Origin of the sequence: Pseudomonas sp. Leaf58 (assembly GCF_003627215.1) — a bacterium.
Lineage (GTDB): Bacteria > Pseudomonadota > Gammaproteobacteria > Pseudomonadales > Pseudomonadaceae > Aquipseudomonas.
The window spans coordinates 4,123,752-4,146,190 of the sequence record NZ_CP032677.1 but is presented as its reverse complement, the minus strand read 5'-3'; the positions used below and the strand labels follow the sequence as shown (position 1 = coordinate 4,146,190).

General features: G+C 62.5%; 17 protein-coding genes and 1 pseudogene. 8 read left to right on the top strand and 10 right to left on the bottom strand.

The window, feature by feature from the left end:
• Positions 1 to 59 precede the first annotated feature (59 nt).
• From DV532_RS19310 to DV532_RS19285, 6 genes and pseudogenes are all read left to right on the top strand, one after another.
• Complete coding sequence (locus DV532_RS19310; protein ID WP_120715342.1) at positions 60 to 1,703, top strand: acetolactate synthase large subunit; 1,644 nt, start codon at positions 60 to 62, stop codon at positions 1,701 to 1,703.
• 39 nt (positions 1,704 to 1,742) lie between these two features.
• Positions 1,743 to 1,856 (top strand): annotated as a pseudogene (locus DV532_RS30990) (asparaginase); the annotation flags it as partial.
• Between the two features lie 90 nt (positions 1,857 to 1,946).
• Positions 1,947 to 2,495 (top strand): UPF0149 family protein, encoded by a 549-nt coding sequence (locus DV532_RS19300; protein WP_056804363.1) that lies wholly within the window; start codon positions 1,947 to 1,949, stop codon positions 2,493 to 2,495.
• A 196-nt stretch (positions 2,496 to 2,691) separates the two neighbouring features.
• Entirely contained in the window at positions 2,692 to 3,321 is a 630-nt protein-coding gene (locus tag DV532_RS19295; RefSeq protein WP_056804367.1) for a glutathione S-transferase family protein, read from the top strand.
• A 26-nt stretch (positions 3,322 to 3,347) separates the two neighbouring features.
• Positions 3,348 to 5,384 carry a pyridoxamine 5'-phosphate oxidase family protein gene (locus DV532_RS19290; protein ID WP_056804370.1) on the top strand — a complete coding sequence of 679 codons (2,037 nt, stop codon included), beginning with the start codon at positions 3,348 to 3,350 and terminating at the stop codon, positions 5,382 to 5,384.
• Positions 5,385 to 5,479: 95 nt separating this feature from the next.
• Complete coding sequence (locus DV532_RS19285; RefSeq protein ID WP_056804373.1) at positions 5,480 to 6,376, top strand: LysR family transcriptional regulator; 897 nt, start codon at positions 5,480 to 5,482, stop codon at positions 6,374 to 6,376.
• On the opposite strand, the gene DV532_RS19280 is transcribed toward DV532_RS19285, so the two are convergent.
• The 10 genes from DV532_RS19280 to DV532_RS19230 all read right to left on the bottom strand — a co-directional run bounded on the left by DV532_RS19280 (position 6,330) and on the right by DV532_RS19230 (position 19,434).
• Positions 6,330 to 7,238, bottom strand: coding sequence for an aldose 1-epimerase (locus tag DV532_RS19280; RefSeq protein WP_056804376.1), 909 nt, complete (start codon positions 7,236 to 7,238; stop codon positions 6,330 to 6,332). The two genes, DV532_RS19285 and DV532_RS19280, sit on opposite strands and share 47 nt — an antisense overlap.
• A gap of 24 nt (positions 7,239 to 7,262) precedes the next feature.
• Positions 7,263 to 8,186 carry an EamA family transporter gene (locus tag DV532_RS19275; RefSeq protein WP_056804378.1) on the bottom strand — a complete coding sequence of 308 codons (924 nt, stop codon included), beginning with the start codon at positions 8,184 to 8,186 and terminating at the stop codon, positions 7,263 to 7,265.
• A gap of 92 nt (positions 8,187 to 8,278) precedes the next feature.
• Positions 8,279 to 9,559, bottom strand: a complete 1,281-nt coding sequence (locus tag DV532_RS19270) for a TRAP transporter large permease (RefSeq protein WP_019472239.1) — start codon at positions 9,557 to 9,559, stop codon at positions 8,279 to 8,281.
• Entirely contained in the window at positions 9,560 to 10,087 is a 528-nt protein-coding gene (locus DV532_RS19265) for a TRAP transporter small permease (RefSeq protein WP_056804381.1), read from the bottom strand.
• A gap of 67 nt (positions 10,088 to 10,154) precedes the next feature.
• Complete coding sequence (locus DV532_RS19260; protein WP_056804384.1) at positions 10,155 to 11,126, bottom strand: TRAP transporter substrate-binding protein; 972 nt, start codon at positions 11,124 to 11,126, stop codon at positions 10,155 to 10,157.
• A gap of 58 nt (positions 11,127 to 11,184) precedes the next feature.
• Complete coding sequence (locus DV532_RS19255; RefSeq protein WP_056804388.1) at positions 11,185 to 12,066, bottom strand: SMP-30/gluconolactonase/LRE family protein; 882 nt, start codon at positions 12,064 to 12,066, stop codon at positions 11,185 to 11,187.
• Between the two features lie 24 nt (positions 12,067 to 12,090).
• Entirely contained in the window at positions 12,091 to 12,897 is an 807-nt protein-coding gene (locus DV532_RS19250) for an NAD(P)-dependent oxidoreductase (protein WP_056804391.1), read from the bottom strand.
• Between the two features lie 175 nt (positions 12,898 to 13,072).
• Complete coding sequence (locus tag DV532_RS19245) at positions 13,073 to 14,311, bottom strand: OprD family porin (protein WP_056804394.1); 1,239 nt, start codon at positions 14,309 to 14,311, stop codon at positions 13,073 to 13,075.
• A gap of 742 nt (positions 14,312 to 15,053) precedes the next feature.
• On the bottom strand, positions 15,054 to 16,304 hold the full coding sequence (locus tag DV532_RS19235) for a ribonucleotide-diphosphate reductase subunit beta (RefSeq protein ID WP_056804397.1): 1,251 nt from the start codon (positions 16,302 to 16,304) through the stop codon (positions 15,054 to 15,056).
• A 250-nt stretch (positions 16,305 to 16,554) separates the two neighbouring features.
• Positions 16,555 to 19,434 (bottom strand): ribonucleoside-diphosphate reductase subunit alpha, encoded by a 2,880-nt coding sequence (locus DV532_RS19230; RefSeq protein ID WP_056804400.1) that lies wholly within the window; start codon positions 19,432 to 19,434, stop codon positions 16,555 to 16,557.
• 700 nt (positions 19,435 to 20,134) lie between these two features.
• On the opposite strand from DV532_RS19230, the gene DV532_RS19220 reads away from it, so the two are divergent.
• Complete coding sequence (locus DV532_RS19220) at positions 20,135 to 20,833, top strand: response regulator transcription factor (RefSeq protein WP_056804403.1); 699 nt, start codon at positions 20,135 to 20,137, stop codon at positions 20,831 to 20,833.
• The gene (locus tag DV532_RS19215; protein WP_056804406.1) at positions 20,830 to 22,437 is read left to right on the top strand and encodes an ATP-binding protein; all 1,608 of its coding nucleotides are present in this window, start codon (positions 20,830 to 20,832) and stop codon (positions 22,435 to 22,437) included. Before DV532_RS19220 ends, DV532_RS19215 begins: the two co-directional genes overlap by 4 nt.
• The last annotated feature ends 2 nt before the right edge of the window (positions 22,438 to 22,439 follow it).

Genomic DNA, 22,439 nt, shown 5'->3' with positions numbered 1-22,439 from the left:
CGTACCGTGCTGCGCATTTCTGGACTTCCACCGTTCCATCACTTGAGGTAGCAAGCAAGATGGCCAAGGCCGCTGATGTCGTTGTGCAATGCCTGGAAAACGAAGGTGTCGAGTATGTATTCGGCATTCCTGGTGAGGAAAACCTCGACCTGCTCGAATCCCTGCGCAAGTCGAAGATCAAGCTGGTACTTACCCGTCACGAGCAGTCCGCAGGTTTCATGGCTGCTACCTATGGTCGCTTGACCGGCAAGACCGGCGTCAGCCTGTCCACCCTCGGCCCTGGCGCGACCAACCTGGTCACCGCCAGCGCCTACGCCTACCTGGGTGGCATGCCGATGATGATGATCACAGGCCAGAAGCCGATCAAGAAGTCCAAGCAGGGCCGCTTCCAGATCATTGACGTGTGCGGCATGATGGACCCCATCACCAAGTACACCCACCAGTTTGCCTCGGCTGACAACATCCCGGCCCGTATGCGCGAAGCCTTCCGCCTGGCCGAAGAAGAGAAGCCGGGTGCCGTGCACCTGGAACTGCCGGAAGACATCGCTGCCGAGCAGACCGACGCACTGCCGATCCCGCGCAGCCTGCACCGCCGCCCGTTGGCCGAGCACGTGGCCATCGAAGCTGCCGTCGAGAAGCTGCAAAACGCGCGCAGCCCGATCCTGGTAATCGGCGCTGGCGCCAACCGCAAGATGACCGCCAAGGTTCTCAAGCAGCTGATCGACAAAACCGGCATCCCGTTCATCACCACCCAGATGGGTAAAGGTGTGGTCGACGAGCGCCACCCGCGCTTCCTGGGTAACGCGGCATTGTCGTCAGGTGACTTCGTGCACCGCGCCGTCGAAGCTGCCGACCTGATCATCAACATCGGCCACGACGTGATCGAAAAGCCGCCGTTCTTCATGGTCCGTGGCGGCACCGAAGTCATTCACATCAACTTCCGCTCTGCCGAAGTCGATGCCGTATACTTCCCGCAGGTAGAAGTGATCGGCGACATCGCCAACGCCGTGTGGCAGATCAGCGAAGCGCTGAACGACACCTCGCACTGGGACTTCACCCGCCTGCTGGCGATTCGTGAAGCCAACGAAGCGCAGATCGCCGAAGGTGCCGACGACGACCGCTTCCCGGTCTACCCGCAGCGCCTGGTTGCCGACATCCGTCGCGTGCTGCCGTCCGAAGGCATCGTCGCCCTGGACAACGGCATCTACAAGATCTGGTTCGCCCGTAACTACAAGGCGCACAAACCCAACACCGTGCTGCTGGACAACGCCCTGGCGACCATGGGCGCGGGCCTGCCATCGGCGATGGCCGCGCACCTGGTGCACCCAGAGCGCCCGGTGATTTCGGTGTGCGGCGACGGCGGCTTCATGATGAACAGCCAAGAGCTGGAAACTGCAGTGCGCCTGGGCATGCACATCACCGTGGTGATCCTGCGTGACGACGGCTACGGCATGATCCGCTGGAAGCAGGCCAACATGGGCTTCACCGATTTCGGCCTGGACTACGGCAACCCGGACTTCGTCAAATACGCCGAAGCCTACGGCGCCAACGGCCACCGCGTGGAAAGCGCCGAAGGCCTGCTGCCGCTGCTCGAGCACTGCATCAAGACCCCAGGTGTGCACGTGATCGACTGCCCGGTCGATTACAGCGAAAACGACCGCATCCTCAACAGCGAGCTGCGTGAGCGCGCGCTGGCGGTGTAAGGCCTGACGGCCTTATCGACGACGGTAATCCGGCAGCCACAAGAGGGTGTACAGATGGCCGGGCAGCTTTGCCCGCGCAAGTGCCGAATACTGTTGCGGCTGTTGATTGGTACCGGCAGGCAGCACCAGCTGCATAGCGTTTTGCCATGCTGAACAATCTGCCGGCGTAGATGCCGCCGCGAGTAGCCCTAGTACGCTTCTGTGCTAGGGTGCACACACTTTTGCTTCCCAGGATTTCCCCCCATGCTCCCCGTACTCAGCGAAAAAGAACTGGACCGCCTTGAAGACCTGCTGATCACCTACGGCAACGACTACTCGGTGCTGAACGTGGCCGAGCTCAATGGCTTTTTCACGGCACTGGCCAGCTCGCCAGTCACCGTCAACCCGGAGCAATGGCTGCCCGTAGTGGCCGGTGGCAAAGTGCCGAAATTCAAAAAGCCGGCGCATGAAGAAGCCTATACGGCGTTGATGTTGCGTTATGCCAACCAGGTGGCAGAAGCGCTGGCTGATGACGTCGACCATTTTGAGCCGCTGTTCGAGGAAAACGAAGGCGAGGAGGGCGGTGTGATCATGGAGGAATGGTGCTTTGGCTACATGCGCGGCACTCAGGTCGCCGGCTGGGCTGACCTGCCAACGGAGCAGGATCAACTGCTCAAGGCCATTTCTCTGCATGGGCTGGAGGATAACTTCGAACTGCTGGACCAGATGAGCGAAGAGGATATCCAGGCCTGCGTGCCGCAGGTGATCGAGGCTGCGCGGGGGCTGTACCGGTATTTCAACAAGCTGCACTGAATGATGCCGCTGGCCAGCACTGGCTTGTAGTCGCGGCCCAAGGCCGCGCCTGCAAAAGGCTTCCGCCGATATGAATAGCGCATTATTGCGCTCCGCGAAATTATGGTTTCCCCGCCACACGGATTCTGCTGCCAGCCGAACCGGTGCAGCATGATGCTCCATCAGCCCACCCCGGTGCTGACCAGGAGCCAAGCCCATGTCGAACCCGATCAAGCTTTACAATTTCCCCAAGTCTGGCCACGCCCACCGTATCGAGCTGATGCTCTCGCTGCTGAAGCTGCCCACCGAGCTGGTGTTCGTCGACCTCGCCAAAGGTGCGCACAAGCAGCCGGACTTCCTGGCCCTCAACCCGTTCGGCCAGGTCCCGGTCATTGATGACAACGGCACGGTGATTGCCGATTCCAACGCCATCCTGGTGTACCTGGCCAAGAAGTACGACAACGGCACCTGGCTACCCGAGGAACCCGCCGCCGCCGCCCGCGTGCAACGCTGGCTGTCGGTCGCCGCTGGCCCGCTGGCCTTTGGCCCTGCCGCTGCGCGCCTGGTGACGGTGTTCGGCGCCGCATTCAACACCGACGAAGTCATTGCCCGTGCCCATACCCTGCTCAAGGTGATCGACGCCGAGTTGGCCAATACGCCTTTCCTGGCGGGCAGCACGCCCACCATCGCCGACATTGCCAACTACTCCTACATCGCCCACGCACCAGAAGGCAATGTGTCGTTGGAGCCCTATGCCAACGTGCGCAGCTGGCTGGCGCGGGTCGAGGCGTTGCCAGGCTTCGTGCCCATGCCACGCACCGTAATCGGCCTGCAGACCAGCGCCTGATACCCGTCATCACGAGGAACGCCGCCATGCAGCAGAACCCAGACCAGCGCCCCTCGCCTTGGCATGCGGGAGAGAAAATCCTGCAGGAAAAGGTCGGGGTCGCGCAGCGCATGGAGGCGTTCGGGCAAAAGGTCATTCGCGACCACATGCCCGAGCAGCATCGTATTTTCTATCATCAGTTGCCGTTCCTGGTTGCCGCCAGCGTGGACGCTCAGGGCCGGCCGTGGGCGACCCTGTTGGAGGGGCCGGAAGGTTTTGTCAGCTCGCCAAACCCTCGCCAGCTGACAATCGACACTCAACTGCCAGTAGACGACCCTGCCACCCCGGGGCTGGCAGCGGGGAACGCGGTTGGCCTGCTGGGTATCGAACTGCATAGCCGTCGGCGCAATCGCCTTAATGGGCAGATCCACCAGGCCGGCGATGGCCAACTGCAGGTGACGGTGGAACAGTCGTTCGGCAACTGCCCGCAGTACATCCAGATGCGTGACTACACCCGCGTCGCTGAGCCCGCGCAAAGGCGAGTCGATGCGACAACGCTGGATAGCACAGCCGTCAGCCTGCTCCAGGCGGCTGACACGTTCTTCGTTGCCAGCTATGTCGAGCAAGACAACGGCCAGCGCTCGGTAGATGTTTCCCACCGCGGCGGCCGGCCCGGGTTCGTCAGGGTAGACGGCAATCGCCTGACCATTCCCGACTATGCCGGTAACCTGCATTTCAACACCTTGGGCAACCTGTTGATGAACCCGCGAGCTGGCTTGCTGTTCATCGACTTCAACACCGGCAACGTGCTGCAGCTTTCCGGGCATGCCGAAGTCGTGCTGGACAGCCCCGCCATCCAGGCCTTTGAGGGTGCCGAGCGGTTGTGGACGCTGGCGGTCGAACACGTGGTGTGGCGCCCGGCTGCCGTTTCCCTGCGCTGGGCCTTCAAGGCCTACGCGCCGACCAGCCTGACGACCGGCACCTGGGCCGAAGCCGAAGCGCGACTGCAGCAACGCCAGCAGCAGCGTCAATGGCAGGCCTGGCGTGTGCTGCGGGTGGTGCAGGAAAGCCGCGATATCCGCTCGTTCTACCTTGAACCACCCGCCGAAAGTGCGGTGTTTTTTGCGCCAGGGCAGCATGTTCCAGTGCAAGTCCAGCCGAACGGCGAGGCCACACTGATCCGCACCTACAGCCTGTCCAGCGCACCCTCCGACCGCTACCTGCGCATCAGTGTCAAAGCCCAGGGCCCGGTTTCGCGGCATTTGCATGAGCACATCGTGGCAGGCGATGTGCTGAATGTACGTTCGCCCATGGGCAGTTTCACCTTGGATCAGCAAAGTACCCGGCCGCTGGTGTTAATCGGCGCGGGGGTGGGTATTACGCCGTTGCTGGCCATGTTGCGCGAGCAGTTGAGCACCGGGCAGGCGCGGCGTATCCATCTGTTCCATGGTGCACGTAGCCTGGCCGACCTACCGTTCCGTGAGGAACTGGCAAGCTTGGTGCTGCGGGCCGGCGGCCTGCTGCACGTGCACCGCGCCCTCAGCCAGCCGGAAGGCCATGCGCTGGCGGGGCGTGATTATGCGTTTGCCGGCCGGTTGGGCATCGAGCAGGTCCAGGCGACATTGGCGCTGGACGATTACGATTTCTACCTGTGCGGCCCGGGCAGTTTTAGCCAGGAGCTGTATGAAGGGTTGCGCGGGGTGCATGTGCCGGATGCACGGATCCACGCCGAAGCCTTTGGCCCGTCGACGCTGCGGCGGCACACCGACGATGGCCAGCCCAGCCTGCAACAGCCGCCCGCTGCCAGCGAGGCGGTGCCGGTGTACTTCGCGGCCTCGGCCAAGGAAGCGCGTTGGGCTCCCGGCAGCGGCACCCTGCTGGAACTGGCCGAGGCGCGCGGGTTGGCCCCGGAATTCAGTTGCCGGGGTGGGTCGTGTGGTACCTGCAAAACCAAGCTGGTCAGTGGTCAGGTGCATTACCCAAACCCACCGGCAGAGCTGCCGGAGGCGGGTTCGGTACTGATCTGCTGTGCCGTGCCGGCGAGGGTGGAGGAGGGCGCGCAGGCGTTGGTGCTGGAACTATGAAGTTGCCTATCCAGGCCCGCGCAAGGGCCGGTACAGGCAACACAAAACCTCCAGATGAAAGATAATCCCGGCACCTCATAGCCCCCGGAGCCCGCATGGACCAGATCCACCTGATGAAGGTGTTCGTCGCCGTCGGCGAACTGGAAAGTTTCGCCGCTGCTGCTCGCCACCTGGACATCTCCGCAGCCGCGGTCACCCGTGCCGTTAGCGCCTTGGAAGAGCAACTGGGGGTCAAACTGCTGCTGCGCACCACCCGCAGCGTGCGCCTGACCGAAGCCGGCGGCCGCTACCTGGAGGACACCCGGCATATCCTCACCAGCATCCACGAGGCCAACGAAGCGGCCGCGGGCATCAACGCCACCCCCAAGGGCGACCTGGCCGTCACCGCGCCGATCCTGTTCGGCAAGAAGTACGTCATGCCGTGCATCGTCCGCTATCTGCAGCAGTACCCAGAGGTTGACGTTTCTGCTTATTTCCTCGACCGCATCGTGAACATGGTCGAGGAGGGCATGGACGTGGCCGTACGCATCGGCCCATTGCCCGACTCCGGCCTGAAAGCGCTGCGGGTGGGCAGGGTGAGGCGCATGCTGTGTGCATCCCCCGACTACCTGGCGCGTAATGGCGTACCGAAACACCCGTCTGACCTGGCAGAGCATGCCGTGATCGGCACCACCAACCTGTCACCTCGGGCTGGCTGGCGTTTCGGGGAAACCGATGAGCCGACCCTGGTGCGCATGAAGCCGCGCTTGACGGTGACCAGCAATGACGGGGCGATTGCCGCCGCCAGTGGCGGGCTGGGGATTGCCCGCCTGCTCTCGTACCAGGTGGCGGATGAGCTGGCCAGCGGGCAACTGCAGGTGATCCTGGCCGAGTACGAAGAAGCGCCGTGGCCGATTCATGTATTGCACCGGGAGAGCAAGTACGGCTCCGCCAAGGTCAGGGCCTTCATCGACATGTTGGCGCAGGCGCTGCGGGCCCAACATCTGGATTGAGCTCGTATTGCATCTTGAAACCCAGGCTCATTGCCTCTCCTGGTTGCAACAGGCGTAACCCCGGTCGCCCTGGCAGATGATGCGCATTGACCGGGTGGCTTACCGGTTCAAAGCAGAAAAAACCCTGCCCCTGCGGGCAGAACAGCAAAAAGTGATCAGCCCCGGTAGCGCTGCATGCCAAGCGATACCCGGCACCAGGCTGTTCGATCAGGCACGCCCCCGGCCAGCCACTGAAGGCATGGTCAACGACCGTTTCGGGCAAATGCGCCATGGCATTGAAACACCACTGCTCCGGCACCTCTGCCTGATACGACGGCAACCGACCGTGCTCGGCCAGCCATACTTTGCGCGCCGGCGCATGCAGCTTGGTATCCGGGTAGCGAGGAAAGTAAGGGTGCAGCCCCAGCCCGTACCAGTTAGGCAGCTCATCCAGGTGCGTCACATGCAGGTCCAGGCTCAGGCAGCCTTCATGCAACTGCACATCCAGCGTGGCCTGGTAGGCAAACGGCACGGTGCTGTCCAGCGTCAGCCGCGCACGCCGCTCACTGTGGTGCGCCACTCGCCAGGCTTGCTGCCAGGCGCTGCCGTGAATTGGGTAGGGGTCATGCGCGGTATTAGGTGCCAATGCCTGCCAACCCTCAGGCCGGGCAAAGCCACCTTCGGCAATACGGTTGGACCACGGCGCCAGCGGGTAGCAGGCCAGGCGCCGCGGAGTAGCGCTGGCCAGCGCTTCGCAATCAGAATGGCGCAACAGCGCTTGCCCGGTCGTTTTAACCTGCCAGTTGACCAGGCTGGCGCCTAGTTCCGGGGCCAGGCTCAGGCGGGTCAGGCGGTCCTGCAGGTGCAGTTCGGTTACAGCCATGCAAGGCTCCTTGAAAAGCAAAAATCATCGGTCACGGCGGTAAGTGAGCAGTACGATGCCGCACACCACCACGGCGCCGCCAAGTAATTGCAGGGTATCCAGGTGCTGGTCGAGCAGGGCCCAGCCCAACAGCAAGGTGGCGATCGGTTCCACGTTCATCACCGGCGCGTTCTGCGCCATGTTCAGCCGGGGTACGCAAACAAACAGCAAGGTGAAGGCCAAGCCATACAGCACCACCAGGCTGGCTAGGGCCAGCCAGCCACTGCTGCTGCCGGGCGGTGACAAACCGGCTGGCATCACACCACTGAAGCCGGCAACCAGCATGCTGGAGAACACGATCAGCAACGTCAGCAGGCTGCGCACCGGGCCGCGCACGGCGGCCAGTTTGTGGTCGGTGATCCACAAGGCGCAGGCGAATGCACAGGCGGCGCCGAAGGCTAGGCTGATGCCCTGTACCCAGTGCGGGTTGGCGTCGCCGCTGTCGGCCAGGCGCGCCGGCACATCCAGTGCCAGCACCAGGCCGCACAGGATCAGTCCCATGAACAACACCGTGCGCCCGCTGGGCCGGGCGCCACCCAGCGCCCAGGTGAGCAGCGCCAGCAGCATGGGGAAGGTGTTGCCCACCAGCAATGCCAGGGCCACAGGAATGCGCGCTACTGCCGAGTACAGGCACAGGCTTTGGGTGGCGATCAGCAGGCCGAGCAGCAGCTGCCAGTGCCGGGTACCGGCGGGCAAGGCCAAGGCCTGGCGTTGCCATAGCAGCAGGCAGGCCAGCACCAGCAGGGTGATGCCCGAGCGACAGAGAATGGCCAGCAGCACGCCGGTGCCGTCATCGAAGGCGATGCGCGCGGCGATGTGGTTGCCGGCGAATGAGCAGGCCAGTAAAGCCAGCAGGGCGATGGCCAGCTTGCGGGGGAACAGGGGGGCAGCAGCGGAGGGGACAGCCATGTGCAGGATCCGTTTGCAGATAGATTTTCCAGCAGTATCGCGGTCCTTGTAGGAGCGGCCACAAGGCCGCTCCCCAAGGACCGTAAATGCAGTTACAACACCACGCTAGGCAGCCACAGCGAAATGGCCGGAATGTAGGTCACTGCCATCAGCACCAGGAACAGTGCCAAGTAGAACGGCAGCAGCGCCTTCACCGTCGACTCGATGCTCACCTTGCCAATGGCCGAGCCGACAAACAGCACCGCCCCTACCGGCGGCGTGATCAAGCCGATTCCCAGGTTAACCAGCATGATCATGCCAAAGTGCACCGGGTCCACGCCGATCCCGGTAATCACCGGCAGCAGGATTGGCGTAAGGATCAGGATCAGCGGCGCCATGTCCATCACCGTACCCAGCAGCAACAGCATGAAGTTGATGCACATCAGGATCACGTAGCGGTTGTCCGACAGGGTCAGGAACGCGGTGGTGATCTTGGATGGGATCTGCATCAGCGTCATCACGTAGCCAAAGCTGGCGGCAAAACCGATCAGGATCATCACGATCGAAATGGTGCGCACGGTGCGGTGCATCAGCTTGGGCAAGTCGCGCCACTTGTAGTCGCGGTAAATGAACATGGTCACGAAGAACGACCACACCACCGCCACGGCTGCCGATTCGGTAGCGGTGAACACGCCCGACAGGATGCCGCCAAGGATGATCACCATGGCCATCAGGCCCCACAGCGCTTCACCGGCAATCTTCAGCGCCTGGCGCAGCGGGATCACTTCGCCCTTGGGGTAGTTGCGCTTTTTGGCGAAGATCAGGCACAGGCCCATCATCACCGCGCTCAGCAGCAACCCCGGCATTACCCCGGCCATGAACAGCGAGGCAATCGACACCGTGCCGCCGGCCGCCAGCGAGTACAGCACCGAGTTGTGGCTGGGCGGGGTCAGCAGCGCCTGTACCGAGCCGCTGACGGTGACGGCGGTGGAGAACTCGCGCGGATAGCCTTTGCGCTCCATCTCCGGGATCAGCACCGAGCCCACCGACGCGGTGTCGGCCACCGACGAGCCGGAAATCGCCCCAAAAAAGGTCGAGGCCATGATATTGACCAGCGACAGCCCGCCGCGCACGAAGCCCACCAGCACCCCGGCAAAGGCCACCAGCCGGCGTGACATGCCGCCCTCGGCCATGATCGCGCCCGCCAGCACGAAGAATGGAATGGCCAGCAGCGAAAACTTGTTAACCCCACTGGCCACCTGAATCATCATCGCCTGCAGCGGGATGTCGATCCACCAGGCGCCGATCAGCGCCGACAGGCCTAGGGCGTAAGCCACCGGCATGCCGAGCAGGATGAGCGCGATGAAACTGCCCAACAGAATGAACGCATCCATTTATGCAGCTCCTTCGCTTTCTTCGATGTGGTCGAAACGCACCACCTTGCGGTTGCTCTGATCACCCAACAGCAGTTTTTCCAGCACAAAGATCAGCGTCAGCACGCCACCGATTGGGATCGGCGCATAGGTCATGCCCACACGGATACCCGGCAGCGAGGCCAGCGACTGGTTCCAGGTGGTGATACACAGCTTGGTGCCGTACCAGGTCATGAACACGCACACCACAATCATCAGCCCCTGTACCAGCAATGACACCAGTTGGCGCTGCAGGGGTGGCAGCCGATCGGTGATCATCGCCACTGCCATGTGGGCCCCGGCGCGGTAGCTGGCGGCGGCGCCGACGAAGGTGAACACCACCATCAGCAGGATCGAGACCGGCTCCGGCCAACTGGAGCCGGTACCGAGGACGTAGCGGGCGAAGATGCCCCAGGGAATGATCAGCGACATAGCCAGGATCGATAGGCCAGCGATCCAGATGCAGCCTCGGTACAGCGTGTCGTTCACGCTCAGGAATAGCGATTTCATAGGGCATCACCAAAGCGGCAGGGCGGCGGGCGCCGCGCTGCCGAGGTCGTCTTGGAAGGGGCCGGTATTACTGGACGGCGTCGATACGCTTCATCAAGTCAGCGTACTGCGCGCCATATTTTTCACGTACCGAAGCGGTGGCGTCGTAGAACGGTTTTTTGTCAACGCTGATGAACTCGACGCCAGCGGCCTTGAGCTTCTCCTCGCTGGCGGCGGACTTGGCGTCCCACAGTGCGCGCTCTTCCATCTGTGCTTCACGCGCGACTTTTTTCACCAGCACCTGCTGCTCGGGGGTGAGCTTGTTCCAGGTGGTCTTCGACATCACCACCGGCTCTGGCAGGATCAGGTGGCCGGTCAGGGTGTAGTACTTGGCGCTCTGGAAGTGGTTGTGCTCCAGCAGGGTCGGCGGGTTGTTCTCGGCGCCATCGATAACGCCGGTCTGCAGGGCGCTGAAGATTTCGCCGGTATCCATGGCAATGCCGTTGCCGCCCATGGCGTTCATCATGTCGATGAACAGTGGGTTACCCTGCACGCGAATCTTCATGCCCTTGAGGTCTTCCAGGCTACGCACCGGCTTTTTGGTGTAGATGCTGCGCGAGCCGCCATCCATCCAGGCCAGGGCCACCAGGTTGAATTCGGAATTGGTGATCTTGTCGAGGATTTCCTGGCCGATGTCGCCATCGATGATCTTGCGCATGTGCTCATGGTCGCGGAACACGAACGGCATGTTGAACACGTTCACATCCGGCACCACCGGGCCGACGATCCCCAGGCTGACGCGGGTCATTTGCACTGCGCCGATCTGTGCTTGTTCGATCACTTCCTTCTCCGAACCCAGCACGCCGCCGGCGAACATCTTGAAGGTGATCTCGCCATTGCTGGCTTGTTCGAGTTTCTTGCCCATGTTCTGTTCGGCGACCACAGTCGGGTAGCCGGCTGGGTGGATTTCGGCGAACTTGATGTCCAGCGCCGAGGCCGGCATGGCCACGCTGAAGGCGAACGGGAGTACGGCAAGAAGCAGCTTGCGTTTGAACGTCATGATGAAACTCCGTGTTTTTTATTATTCGGTTTCGGGCGTGCAAGTAGGCAAAGCGGGCTTAACCCCGGTAGGCAGGTTCCTCCAGGCCCTTGGTGCCAGGGTCGAGGGCAAACACCCCACCAGCCAAGGGCTGGTCGCTGAGGTCGATGCCTGCGGGGCGGATCGAGGTGACGTACAGGGTGTCCAGGTTGGCGCCGCCGAAGGCACACATCGCCGGTTTTTTCACCGGCACGCTGAGCGAGCGGTCAAGGCGCCCGTCGGCGGTGAAGCGGTGGATTAGCCCGGCGTCGTTGCCGCAGATCCAGTAGCAGCCATCCTGGTCGATGGCGGCGCCGTCAGGGCGGCCGGGGTAGCCGCGCATGTCAACGAACAAACGCTTGTTGTGCGGCGTGCCGCTGTCTATGTCGTAGTCGAAGGCCCAGACTTTCTGCACGTTGGGGTGCGAGTCGGACAGGTACATGCGCCTGCCGTCGGGGCTGAAGGCCAGGCCGTTGGGTACGATCATGCCGTGCTGCTGCAAGTGCAATTGGCCTTCGCCGTCATGCCGGTACAGCGCGCCAACGTGGGCGCCTTGCTGCATGTCCAGCAGCAGGGTGCCGGCCCAGAAGCGGCCCTGGCGGTCGCAGCGGCCATCGTTGAAACGCATGCCGGCCTGGGCGTGCTGGACGCTGCTGAGCAGCCGGCTGCCCAGGCTACCATCGGCCTTGGGCTGCAGCTGGAAAATACCGCTTTCCATGCCGGCCACCCAGCCTTCGCCACTGCGGGCAATGCAGGCCAGCATCTCGCTGGCTTGCCAGACCTGGTGCTTGCCATCGGCCGCCTGCCAGCGGTGCAGCTGGCGTGCGGGGATGTCGACCCAGTACAGGGCCTGTTCGCTGGGGTGCCACACGGGGCTTTCGCCGGTGCCGTTGCGGGCGTCGACGATCAGTTCGCAGTTCATGGCCGTGCCTCCTGGCGGGGTAGGTCAGTTGAAGGGGCCGGCCACGGCGAAAGCGCCGCCTTGATAGACCATGCTCGGGTCATCGGCGGCGGGCGCCGGTTGGGCTTCCACGGCAGCGCGGAAGGGTTCCGAGCTGTCCTTGGGCACATAGCCCAGGTGCTCGGCATGGCGGTTGTCCCACCACACGGTGCGGTTGTTGGAGGCACCGTAGACGATGGTGTGGCCAACGTCGGGGGTGAACAGCCCGCGCTCGATCAGTTGCACCAGGTCGTCATAGCTCAGCCAGGTGCAGAGCATGCGCGGGTTCTGTGGCTGCGGGAACGACGAGCCAATGCGAATGCTGACGGTCTCGATGCCGTAGCGGTCGAAGTAGAAGCTGGCGACATCCTCGCCGTAGCACTTGGACAGCCCATAGTAGCTGTCGGGGCGGCGCGGGGCGTGAGCGTCTATGCGTTGGTCCTGGCGGTAAAAGCCGATGGTGTGGTTGGAACTGGCGAAGATGACCCGCTTCACGCCGTGCTTGCGCGCCGCCTCGTACACATGGAACACGCCACAGATGTTGGGGCCGAGGATGTCTTCAAAGGAATGCTCGGTAGACACCCCACCGAAGTGGATGATGGCGTCCACGCCCTCGACCAGAGCATGTACTGCAGCCTTGTCCGCCAGGTCGCAGGTGATGACCTCTTCATGCGGGCCCGCAGCAGGTGCCATGGGGCTGATATCGGAAAGGCGCAGGACTTCGGCGTAGCCTTGCAGGCGTTCGCGAAGGACCTTGCCCAGGCCGCCTGCGGCTCCGGTGAGCAGCAGGCGATTGAGGGGGGTAGTGGTCATGGCCGGCTCTTGTTGTTAATTGTTGTAAGTTATCGTATGACTTTGCTGATTATCGGCAGTGGTTCTGGTGATTGTCAATGAGGCTTGGGTGGCTTTTGCCGGCCTCTTCGCGGGTGAACCCGCTCCTACTGGGATAGTGTTGTCTTCAGGCCCGCGCATACCCCGCAGATTTGTATCAGAGCAGCGATAGCGGATAGTTGAATATCAACCGGTTCTCATCGAACTCGTTATTGCTGTAATCCCGGCGAATCGACGAGTTACGCCACTTCACACTCAAATCCTTGAACGCCCCGCTCTGAATCACATACGCCAGCTCCGTCTCGCGCACCCATTCCTTGCCGTCGGTCACCACCCCGCTGTGCACGTCTTGGCCGCTGATATAGCGGTTCATCAAGGTCAGCCCCGGCACCCCCACGGTGACGAAATTGAAGTCGTGGCGTACCTGCCACGAGCGCTCATTGGCGTTGTCGAAGCTGGAGTTGTAGCTGTCGTTGGCCAAGGTCCCGCCACTGGTGCCGTTGACCCGCATCCAGGTATCGCCATCGACCTTCTGCAGCCCGACCCAGAAGGTGTTGCCGCCATACTTGGCCGAGAACATCCCCGAGTAGGTTTTGTTGTCCAGCTCGCCAGCCCGCTCGGAGCCATCTTCACCGCCGTGGAAGTAGCCCAGGTTGGCGCCCAGGGTCCAGCTACCGACCGGCTGGCTGTGGCTCAGTTGCAGATACTGCTGCTCGTAGACGTCCTTGAGCACCGCATTCCACAGCCCGACCAAGGTGCGGTCCTGGTTGAACTTGTACTCGCCGCCGACGAAGTTGAAGCGGTCCGACACACCGCCGCCGTAGCTCATGTCTTCCATGCTGGCGTCGTTGCGCGGGCTGTTGCCGCGGAACTGCCCGCCGTACAGGGTCAGCCCGGCAATCTCGCTGGAAGTGACCTGCCCGCCACGGAACGTTTGTGGCAGGGAGCGCCCGTCATCGGAACGCAAAATCGGCAGTACCGGCATCCACTCACCAATCTTCAGCTCGGTCTTGGAGATCCGCGCCTTGCCCGCCACTGCCAGTCGTCCATAGTCATCTGCCGGTTTGCCATCATCATGGCGCGGCAGCAATGCCGTGCCATAGGTTCCGCCGCCACCATCGAGCTTGACCGACCACAGCCCCAGTACATCCACACCGAAGCCGACCGGTCCTTCGGTGAAACCCGAACGGGCATCGAGAATGAAGCTTTGCGTCCACTCCTCAGCCTTGCTTTGCGGGTTGCTGGGGTTGGTGAAGTTGCGGTTGATGTAGAAGTTGCGCAGCCCCAGGGTGGCCTTGCTGTCCTCGACAAAACCTGCTGCCAGGCTGGTGCCTGGCAGCCCGGCGATGACCCCGGCGCCAAGCAGGGCGAAGGGCAGGGTATGGCAGATTTTCATTATTGTTGTGCTCCCGAAGGGTATGGCAGCCCGTCCACCGGGCACGCGCAAGCGGCCTGCGGCAGGGGCGGGTAAGTAACGGGCCGGTCAGGGCCAGGGGTAATTGCGCGTTAACCGAGCGCTAGCTACTGATCGGCGTACGCCAGCGGGTCGATGCAAGAGGGGGGTGCAACAAACGTGGGTGCAGCGGGATGGGTGTCGACATGGGTTCGTCCACTGATTGTTTTTGTTGTTATGTGTTGTCGTACAACTAAGGGCGATTATTAACAAGGTGAAGGTGGGCTGTCAACGCATACTGGCCCGGGGAATACAGCTTGAACACGCAAAATCAAGAGGTAGGGGCTCTATCTTGGCCTTTGTAAAGATATACGACGACTTCGCGCCAAAAATTGCATTGGCCCTGCCGCTACCTTGGGCTATTTTAAATTCAGGCCTCGCCCTCGACCACGTAGACTGGCACGCCCAGTCCCGGCACCTCGTACCGCTGTGCCGTTCCCCCTTGTCGGCATGGGCGAGGTCTCTTTATTTCTAGGGCGACTGAGCGGATGTGATCAAGCGGTCCTTGGCCTTACAGTGCGGTTCAAAGGCTAACGCTTTACCTGTGGGCGCGGGCGCGCCCGCGAAGACTTTGACTCGGTGCATGGCACCGACAATGCCGGTGTGCGCGGGTAACCCCTGACTGAGGTTTTGACATAAAAAAAGGCTGCCAATCGGCAGCCTTCTCGATACTCAGCCCGGACAATCAGTCCCAGCTCAGTGCACCACCCGTCTGATACTCAATCACACGCGTCTCAAAGAAGTTTTTCTCCTTCTTCAAGTCCATGATCTCGCTCATCCAAGGGAACGGGTTGGTAGTCCCTGGGTACTCTTCCTTCAAACCAATCTGGGTCAGGCGACGGTTGGCGATGAATTTGAGGTAGTCCTCCATCATCGCTGCGTTCATGCCCAGCACGCCGCGCGGCATGGTGTCACGGGCGTATTCGATCTCCAGCTGGGTCCCTTGCAGGATCATCTGGGTCGCTTCTTCCTTCATCGCCGCGTCCCACAGGTGCGGGTTCTCGATCTTGATCTGGTTGATCACGTCGATACCGAAGTTCAGGTGCATCGACTCATCACGCAGGATGTACTGGAACTGCTCGGCAACGCCGGTCATCTTGTTGCGGCGGCCCATCGACAGGATCTGGGTGAAGCCGCAGTAGAAGAAGATGCCTTCCAGTACGCAGTAGTAGGCGATCAGGTTGCGCAGCAGCTCTTTGTCGGTTTCGACGGTGCCGGTGTTGAATTCCGGGTCGGAGATGGCGCGGGTGTACTTCAGGCCCCAGGCGGCTTTTTTAGCGACCGACGGGATCTCGTGGTACATGTTGAAGATCTCGCCTTCATCCATGCCCAGCGACTCGATGCAGTACTGGTAGGCGTGGGTGTGGATCGCCTCTTCGAAAGCCTGGCGCAGGATGTACTGGCGGCACTCCGGGTTGGTGATCAGGCGGTACACAGCCAGCGCCAGGTTGTTGGCAACCAGCGAGTCAGCGGTGGAGAAGAAGCCGAGGTTGCGCATGACAATGCGGCGCTCGTCTTCGGTCAGGCCGTCCATGCTCTTCCACAGGGCGATGTCGGCGGTCATGTTGACCTCTTGCGGCATCCAGTGGTTGGCGCAACCGTCCAGGTACTTTTGCCAAGCCCAGTCGTACTTGAACGGTACCAGCTGGTTGAGGTCGGCACGGCAGTTGATCATGCGCTTTTCGTCAACAGCGACGCGGGCCGAGGAGCCTTCCAGCTCGGCCAGGCCTTCAGCGACGTCAAGGGCGTCGAGGGCGGCCTTGGCACGCTTGACAGCTTCGGAGTCAGAAGCAGTGACCGAACGGGCCTCCAGGGCGGCGGCACCGCCAGCGCTGTCGAGCTTGTCGAGGGTGGCAGCGGCAGCGGCTTGCGCAGGGGTGTTGCCTTTGGCGGCTACTTCGCCGTCTTCTTTATCGAATTCGTCCCAGCTCAGCATGGTGAGATTCTCCTGCTTGAGGGCCATCTACTCAGTATGGCCGGTGGATCTTGGTTGCGGCTTGGTCCCCAGGATGGGGTACGGCGGTGCACGCAAATCTGGATTGCCCAAAAGGGCTGGCCGGGGCGGTGGGGCCACGGCTTATTGTGCGTGCCTGTGGAGAGGCGCTGGCGTAGCCGGCCTCTTCGCGGGTTAACCCGCTGCCACAGGCGGAGAATGCCGCGAGGGGCCCCCTCGCGGCTCTCAGGCCTTACTGGCAGGCTTCGCAGTCAGGCTCGTCGATCGCGCAGGCCTTTGGCACTGGCGCAGGGCCGGCTGCCTGGACCGGGGCGCTGTCGCCACCGCTGGAAACGGCGTTGAGCTTGCCGGTGTTGATGGTCGACTTCTCGGTGCTGGTTGCGGCCAGGGCACGGAGGTAGTAAGTGGTCTTCAGACCACGGTACCAGGCCATGCGGTAGGTCACGTCCAGCTTCTTGCCCGAGGCGCCGGCGATGTACAGGTTCAGCGACTGGGCCTGGTCGATCCACTTCTGGCGACGCGAGGCGGCATCGACGATCCACTTGGTCTCGACTTCAAATGCGGTGGCGTACAGGTCTTTCAACTCTTGCGGGATACGCTCGATCTGCTGCACCGAACCGTCGTAGTACTTCAGGTCGTTGATCATGACCGCGTCCCACAGGCCACGGGCCTTCAGGTCGCGAACCAGGTACGGGTTGATCACGGTGAACTCGCCCGACAGGTTCGATTTCACGTACAGGTTCTGGTAGGTCGGCTCGATCGACTGCGACACGCCAGTGATGTTGGCAATGGTCGCGGTTGGCGCAATGGCCATGATGTTCGAGTTACGAATGCCCTTCTGTACACGAGCACGGACCGGTGCCCAGTCCAGGCTTTCGTTCAGGTCGACGTCAATGTACTTCTGGCCGCGGGCTTCGATCAGGATCTGTTGCGAATCCAGTGGCAGGATGCCTTTGGACCACAGCGAACCCTGGAACGTCTCGTAGGCGCCGCGCTCGTCAGCCAGGTCACACGAGGCTTGGATGGCGAAGTAGCTGACCGCTTCCATCGACTTGTCGGCGAACTCGACGGCTGCGTCGGAACCGTAAGCAATGTGCTGCAGGTACAGCGCATCCTGGAAGCCCATGATGCCCAGGCCCACAGGGCGGTGCTTCATGTTCGAGTTGCGCGCTTGTGGCACCGAGTAGTAGTTGATGTCGATCACGTTGTCGAGCATGCGCACGGCGGTGTTCACGGTGCGTTGCAGCTTGGTGGTGTCCAGCTTGCCATCGACGATGTGGTTCGGCAGGTTGATCGAGCCCAGGTTGCAGACGGCGATCTCGTCCTTATTGGTGTTCAGGGTGATCTCGGTGCACAGGTTCGAGCTGTGCACCACGCCCACGTGCTGCTGCGGCGAACGCAGGTTGCACGGGTCCTTGAAGGTCAGCCACGGGTGGCCGGTCTCGAACAGCATCGACAGCATCTTGCGCCACAGGTCTTTGGCCTGGATGGTCTTGAACACCTTGATCTTGTTGTACTCGGTCAGGGCTTCGTAGTACTCGTAGCGCTCTTCGAAGGCCTTGCCGGTCAGGTCGTGCAGGTCTGGCACTTCCGACGGCGAGAACAGGGTCCACTTGCCGTCATCGAAGACGCGCTTCATGAACAGGTCAGGGATCCAGTTGGCGGTGTTCATGTCGTGGGTACGACGGCGGTCATCACCGGTGTTCTTGCGCAGCTCAATGAACTCTTCGATGTCCAGGTGCCAGGTTTCCAGGTAGGCACACACGGCGCCTTTGCGCTTGCCACCCTGGTTGACGGCAACGGCGGTGTCGTTGACCACTTTCAGGAAGGGTACGACGCCCTGCGACTTGCCGTTGGTGCCCTTGATGTAGGAGCCCAGTGCACGTACCGGGGTCCAGTCGTTGCCCAGGCCACCGGCGAATTTCGACAGCATGGCGTTGTCGTGGATCGCATGGTAGATGCCCGACAGGTCGTCCGGCACGGTGGTCAGGTAGCAGCTGGACAGCTGCGGGCGCAGGGTGCCGGCGTTGAACAGGGTTGGGGTCGAGGCCATGTAGTCGAAGGACGACAACAGGTTGTAGAACTCGATCGCACGGGCTTCCTTGTCTTTCTCTTCCAGCGCCAGGCCCATGGCCACACGCATGAAGAACACCTGCGGCAGCTCGAAGCGCACGCCATCCTTGTGGATGAAGTAGCGGTCGTACAGGGTTTGCAGGCCCAGGTAGGTGAACTGCTGGTCGCGCTCGTGGTTGATGGCCTTGCCCAGGCGCTCCAGGTCGTAACCTTTCAGGGCCGGGTTCAGCAACTCGAACTCGACGCCTTTCTCGACGTAGGCCGGCAGGGCCTTGGCGTACAGGTCGGCCATTTCGTGGTGGGTAGCGCTCTCGGCCACGTTCAGGAAGCCCAGGCCTTCGGCGCGCAGGGTGTCCATCAGCAGGCGGGCGGTGACGAACGAGTAGTTCGGCTCGCGCTCGACCAGGGTACGGGCGGTCATCACCAGGGCGGTGTTGACGTCCTTGATCGCGACGCCGTCGTACAGGTTCTTCAGGGTTTCGCGCTGGATCAGGTCGCCATCGACTTCGGCCAAGCCTTCGCAGGCTTCGCTGATGATGGTGTTCAGGCGGGCCATGTCGAGTGGCGCCAGGCTGCCATCGGCGAGGGTGATGCGGATGCTTGGGTGCGGCTCGACTACCGAGTCGGCGTTGCTGCGGGTGGCGCGCTCTTTGGCGCGCTGGTCACGGTAGATCACGTAGTCACGGGCGACTTTTTGCTCGCCGGCGCGCATCAGGGCCAGTTCGACCTGGTCCTGGATTTCTTCGATGTGGATGGTGCCACCCGATGGCATGCGACGCTTGAACGTGGCAGTGACCTGCTCGGTCAGGCGCGCGACGGTGTCGTGGATGCGCGACGAGGCAGCGGCAGTGCCGCCTTCAACTGCGAGGAACGCCTTGGTGATGGCCACGGTGATCTTGTCGTCGGTGTAGGCGACGACAGTACCGTTACGCTTGATCACGCGCAGTTGGCCCGGAGCGGTGGCAGCCAGATCCTGATTGGCATCGGCGGCCTGCGGCACCTTGGCCTGCGGGTTCTCGCGAGTTGTGTCGGTTTGCATGGGTGGGTGTCTCCACAGTTTCTATAGTGTTCAGGCGCCTTTTGGGCGCCCACCGTTCCGTCCACTTGCTCGATGGCCTGGCGGGGATGCGCAATGCATGCGCATCCGCCCGCTCGGGCGTACCGACTTCGGGACAGACTCAGGAATATGGGGCAATAACCTGCCGCTCCCTGGCCGAAGTCAAAGGTTCTGGGTAGGCCCAGAAGCTGTTGCTGTTCAGTACTCCGCTGGAGCGGTAAGGCTGGTTAAATCACCTGACGTTCAAGCCGAAAAATCCCATGATTTGTCGGGTTGACTTTTATGTGTGATTTTGCAGGAACCCCTATATCTAGTGGTTTGCTGCGATCGGGATACAAGATAATGCGGTATTGGGGTCTTTGCAAGGCGAGCGCCTGTGGATAACTTGTGGGTACTTTGTGAGTGAATGGTGGGTATTCGCTGTAGGCCTTGTGCCAAGTGGTTTGCAGTATTTTTCTTCGCTTTACCGCCCCAAGGCAGAAATTTGCGGGCGCGAACCCTACCACAAAAAACGGTTCAGTCGAGGGGGCTGCTGGCCGTTGGCAGCACCGGGTGCCAGTCGTAGTATCCAGAGGGGATGTTGCCTTTTGGTTAAAGGGTTATGTTGCCTGTGCCGGCCTCTTCGCGGGTGAACCCGCGAAAGGGCCGGAACAGGCTAAAACAACAAGCAAAGGCAGAAGCCATGGACCACCCCGCACACCGCATCCTCATCGTCGAAGACGACCAGCGCCTGGCCGAACTCACTGCCGAGTACCTGCAGGCCAACGGCTACGAGGTCAGTGTCGAGGGTGATGGCGCCCGCGCCGCGCGGCGCATCGTCGACAGCCAGCCCGACCTGGTCATCCTTGACCTCATGCTGCCCGGCGAGGACGGCTTGAGCATCTGCCGCCGGGTACGCAGCCAGTACCCCGGCCCAATCCTCATGCTCACTGCCCGCAGCGACGAACTCGACCAAGTCCAGGGCCTGGACCTGGGGGCTGACGACTACGTCTGCAAGCCCGTGCGCCCACGCCTGCTGCTGGCGCGCATCCAGGCCCTGCTGCGCCGCAGTGACGCGCCGGACAGCAAGCGCCAGGACCTGGCCTTTGGTGCGCTGCGCATCGACAACCGCCTGCGCGAGGCCCGCCTGGGGGGGCAATTGATCGAGCTGACCGGCGCTGAATTCGACCTGCTCTGGCTGCTGGCCAGCAACGCCGGCCGGGTGCTGACCCGCGAGCAAATCTTCACGGCGCTACGCGGCGTTGGTTACGACGGCCAGGACCGTTCCATCGACATTCGCATTTCAAAAATTCGCCCAAAGATCGGCGACGATCCGCTGCAGCCAAGGCTGATCAAGACCCTGCGCAGCAAGGGCTACCTGTTCGTCGGCGAGGCGCCATGAACAACTCGATCTTCCTGCGCATCTACGGCGGCATGTTGGCCGTGCTGGTGCTGGTGGCCCTGCTCGGCGTGCTCAGCTTGCACCTGGTCAACGAAGTGCGCGCTGCCCAGCACCGCGAGGGCCTGGCCCAGGGCACTTTCAGCCTGATGGCTGACAACCTGGCGGTGCAAAACGACACCGAGCGCAAGCGCTCGCTGTTGATCTGGGAGCGCCTGCTCGGCGTGCCGCTGGCGCTGCAACCCATGACTGCGCGCACCCTCGACGGCGGCCAGCGGGCACGCCTGTACCGTGGCCTGGTGGTGGTCGAGAAGACCGGCCCGCATGCCGCACAGGTCTTGCGCAAGGTGGGCCAAGAGGACTTGATGCTGGTGGCCCAGGTCAAGCAGGTCAGCGAGCAGTTGGCGCGGGCTACCCTGTACCTGCTAGCCGATGAGCTGGTGCGCTACCCGGTAACCGAACAGCAGCAACGCCTGGAGCAACTTGCGCGGGACAAGGGCTTTGGTTTCGGTGTTGCCCTGCAGCGTATCGAGCGGGTAAGCCTGGACGATGACCAGCGGCGTCGGGTCGAGGAAGGCGACACGGTCATGGCCCTGGCCAAGGATGGCGACTCGATCCGCGTATTCGCCGGCCTTGCGGGCTCCCCCTGGGTACTGGAGATCGGCCCGCTCTATCAGCTCAATCCGTATCCGCCGCAGTTGCTGATCCTGATCGCTTTCCTCGGCCTGTGCTTGATCGGGGTGGTGGTCTACTTGCTGGTGCGCCAGCTGGAGCGCCGCGTGTCAGGCCTGGAGATAGCCGCCACACGGATCGCCCAAGGCAGCCTGGACACCCGTGTGCCGGTCGCTGATGCCGACTCGGTGGGGCGCCTGGCCGCCGCCTTCAATGGCATGGCCGAACACTTGCAGCGCTCGCTGACTATGCAGCGTGAGCTGGTGCGGGCGGTTTCCCACGAGCTGCGCACCCCCGTGGCGCGCCTGCGCTTTGGCCTGGAGATGATCGAAAGCGCCACCACCGAGCAGGCCCGGGCCAAGCACCTGGCAGGCATGGACGGGGATATCCAGGACCTCGACAAGCTGGTCGACGAGATGCTCACCTACGCGCGCCTGGAGCAGGGTGCACCGGCCCTGAAGTTCGAGCGGGTCGACCTGGACGCCTTGCTCGACCGGGTGATCGCAGAGCTCGCACCGCTGCGTGCCGACGTGCGGGTGGTAAGGGGGGCATGCCAAGGCGCCGATACCGAGGGCGCCTGGGTCGAGGCCGAGCCGCGCTACCTGCACCGGGCCCTGCAGAACCTGGTGGGCAATGCCATGCGCCATGCCCAGGCCGAGGTACGCCTGAGCTACCAGTTGGGGCAGCAACGTTGCCGCATCGATGTGGAAGATGACGGCCCCGGGATCCCCGAGGGGGTCTGGGACCGTATCTTCACGCCGTTCACCCGCCTCGATGACAGCCGCACCCGCGCCTCCGGCGGGCATGGCCTGGGCCTATCGATCGTACGGCGCATCATCTATTGGCATGCGGGCCGGGCTACGGTGGGGCGTAGCGAAGCGCTGGGCGGGGCCTGCTTCAGCCTGAACTGGCCACGGCAGCAAGCACCGTTGTGACC

Coding starts and splice junctions, on each gene's coding strand:
- DV532_RS19270 (WP_019472239.1), bottom strand. CDS start 9,559: ATGGATGCGTTCATTCTGTTGGGCAGTTTCATCGCGCTCATCCTGCTC.
- DV532_RS19285 (WP_056804373.1), top strand. CDS start 5,480: ATGGACCAGATCCACCTGATGAAGGTGTTCGTCGCCGTCGGCGAACTG.
- DV532_RS19260 (WP_056804384.1), bottom strand. CDS start 11,126: ATGACGTTCAAACGCAAGCTGCTTCTTGCCGTACTCCCGTTCGCCTTC.
- DV532_RS19275 (WP_056804378.1), bottom strand. CDS start 8,186: ATGGCTGTCCCCTCCGCTGCTGCCCCCCTGTTCCCCCGCAAGCTGGCC.
- DV532_RS19310 (WP_120715342.1), top strand. CDS start 60: ATGGCCAAGGCCGCTGATGTCGTTGTGCAATGCCTGGAAAACGAAGGT.
- DV532_RS19230 (WP_056804400.1), bottom strand. CDS start 19,434: ATGCAAACCGACACAACTCGCGAGAACCCGCAGGCCAAGGTGCCGCAG.
- DV532_RS19265 (WP_056804381.1), bottom strand. CDS start 10,087: ATGAAATCGCTATTCCTGAGCGTGAACGACACGCTGTACCGAGGCTGC.
- DV532_RS19245 (WP_056804394.1), bottom strand. CDS start 14,311: ATGAAAATCTGCCATACCCTGCCCTTCGCCCTGCTTGGCGCCGGGGTC.
- DV532_RS19295 (WP_056804367.1), top strand. CDS start 2,692: ATGTCGAACCCGATCAAGCTTTACAATTTCCCCAAGTCTGGCCACGCC.
- DV532_RS19220 (WP_056804403.1), top strand. CDS start 20,135: ATGGACCACCCCGCACACCGCATCCTCATCGTCGAAGACGACCAGCGC.
- DV532_RS19255 (WP_056804388.1), bottom strand. CDS start 12,066: ATGAACTGCGAACTGATCGTCGACGCCCGCAACGGCACCGGCGAAAGC.
- DV532_RS19300 (WP_056804363.1), top strand. CDS start 1,947: ATGCTCCCCGTACTCAGCGAAAAAGAACTGGACCGCCTTGAAGACCTG.
- DV532_RS19235 (WP_056804397.1), bottom strand. CDS start 16,304: ATGCTGAGCTGGGACGAATTCGATAAAGAAGACGGCGAAGTAGCCGCC.
- DV532_RS19215 (WP_056804406.1), top strand. CDS start 20,830: ATGAACAACTCGATCTTCCTGCGCATCTACGGCGGCATGTTGGCCGTG.
- DV532_RS19250 (WP_056804391.1), bottom strand. CDS start 12,897: ATGACCACTACCCCCCTCAATCGCCTGCTGCTCACCGGAGCCGCAGGC.
- DV532_RS19280 (WP_056804376.1), bottom strand. CDS start 7,238: ATGGCTGTAACCGAACTGCACCTGCAGGACCGCCTGACCCGCCTGAGC.
- DV532_RS19290 (WP_056804370.1), top strand. CDS start 3,348: ATGCAGCAGAACCCAGACCAGCGCCCCTCGCCTTGGCATGCGGGAGAG.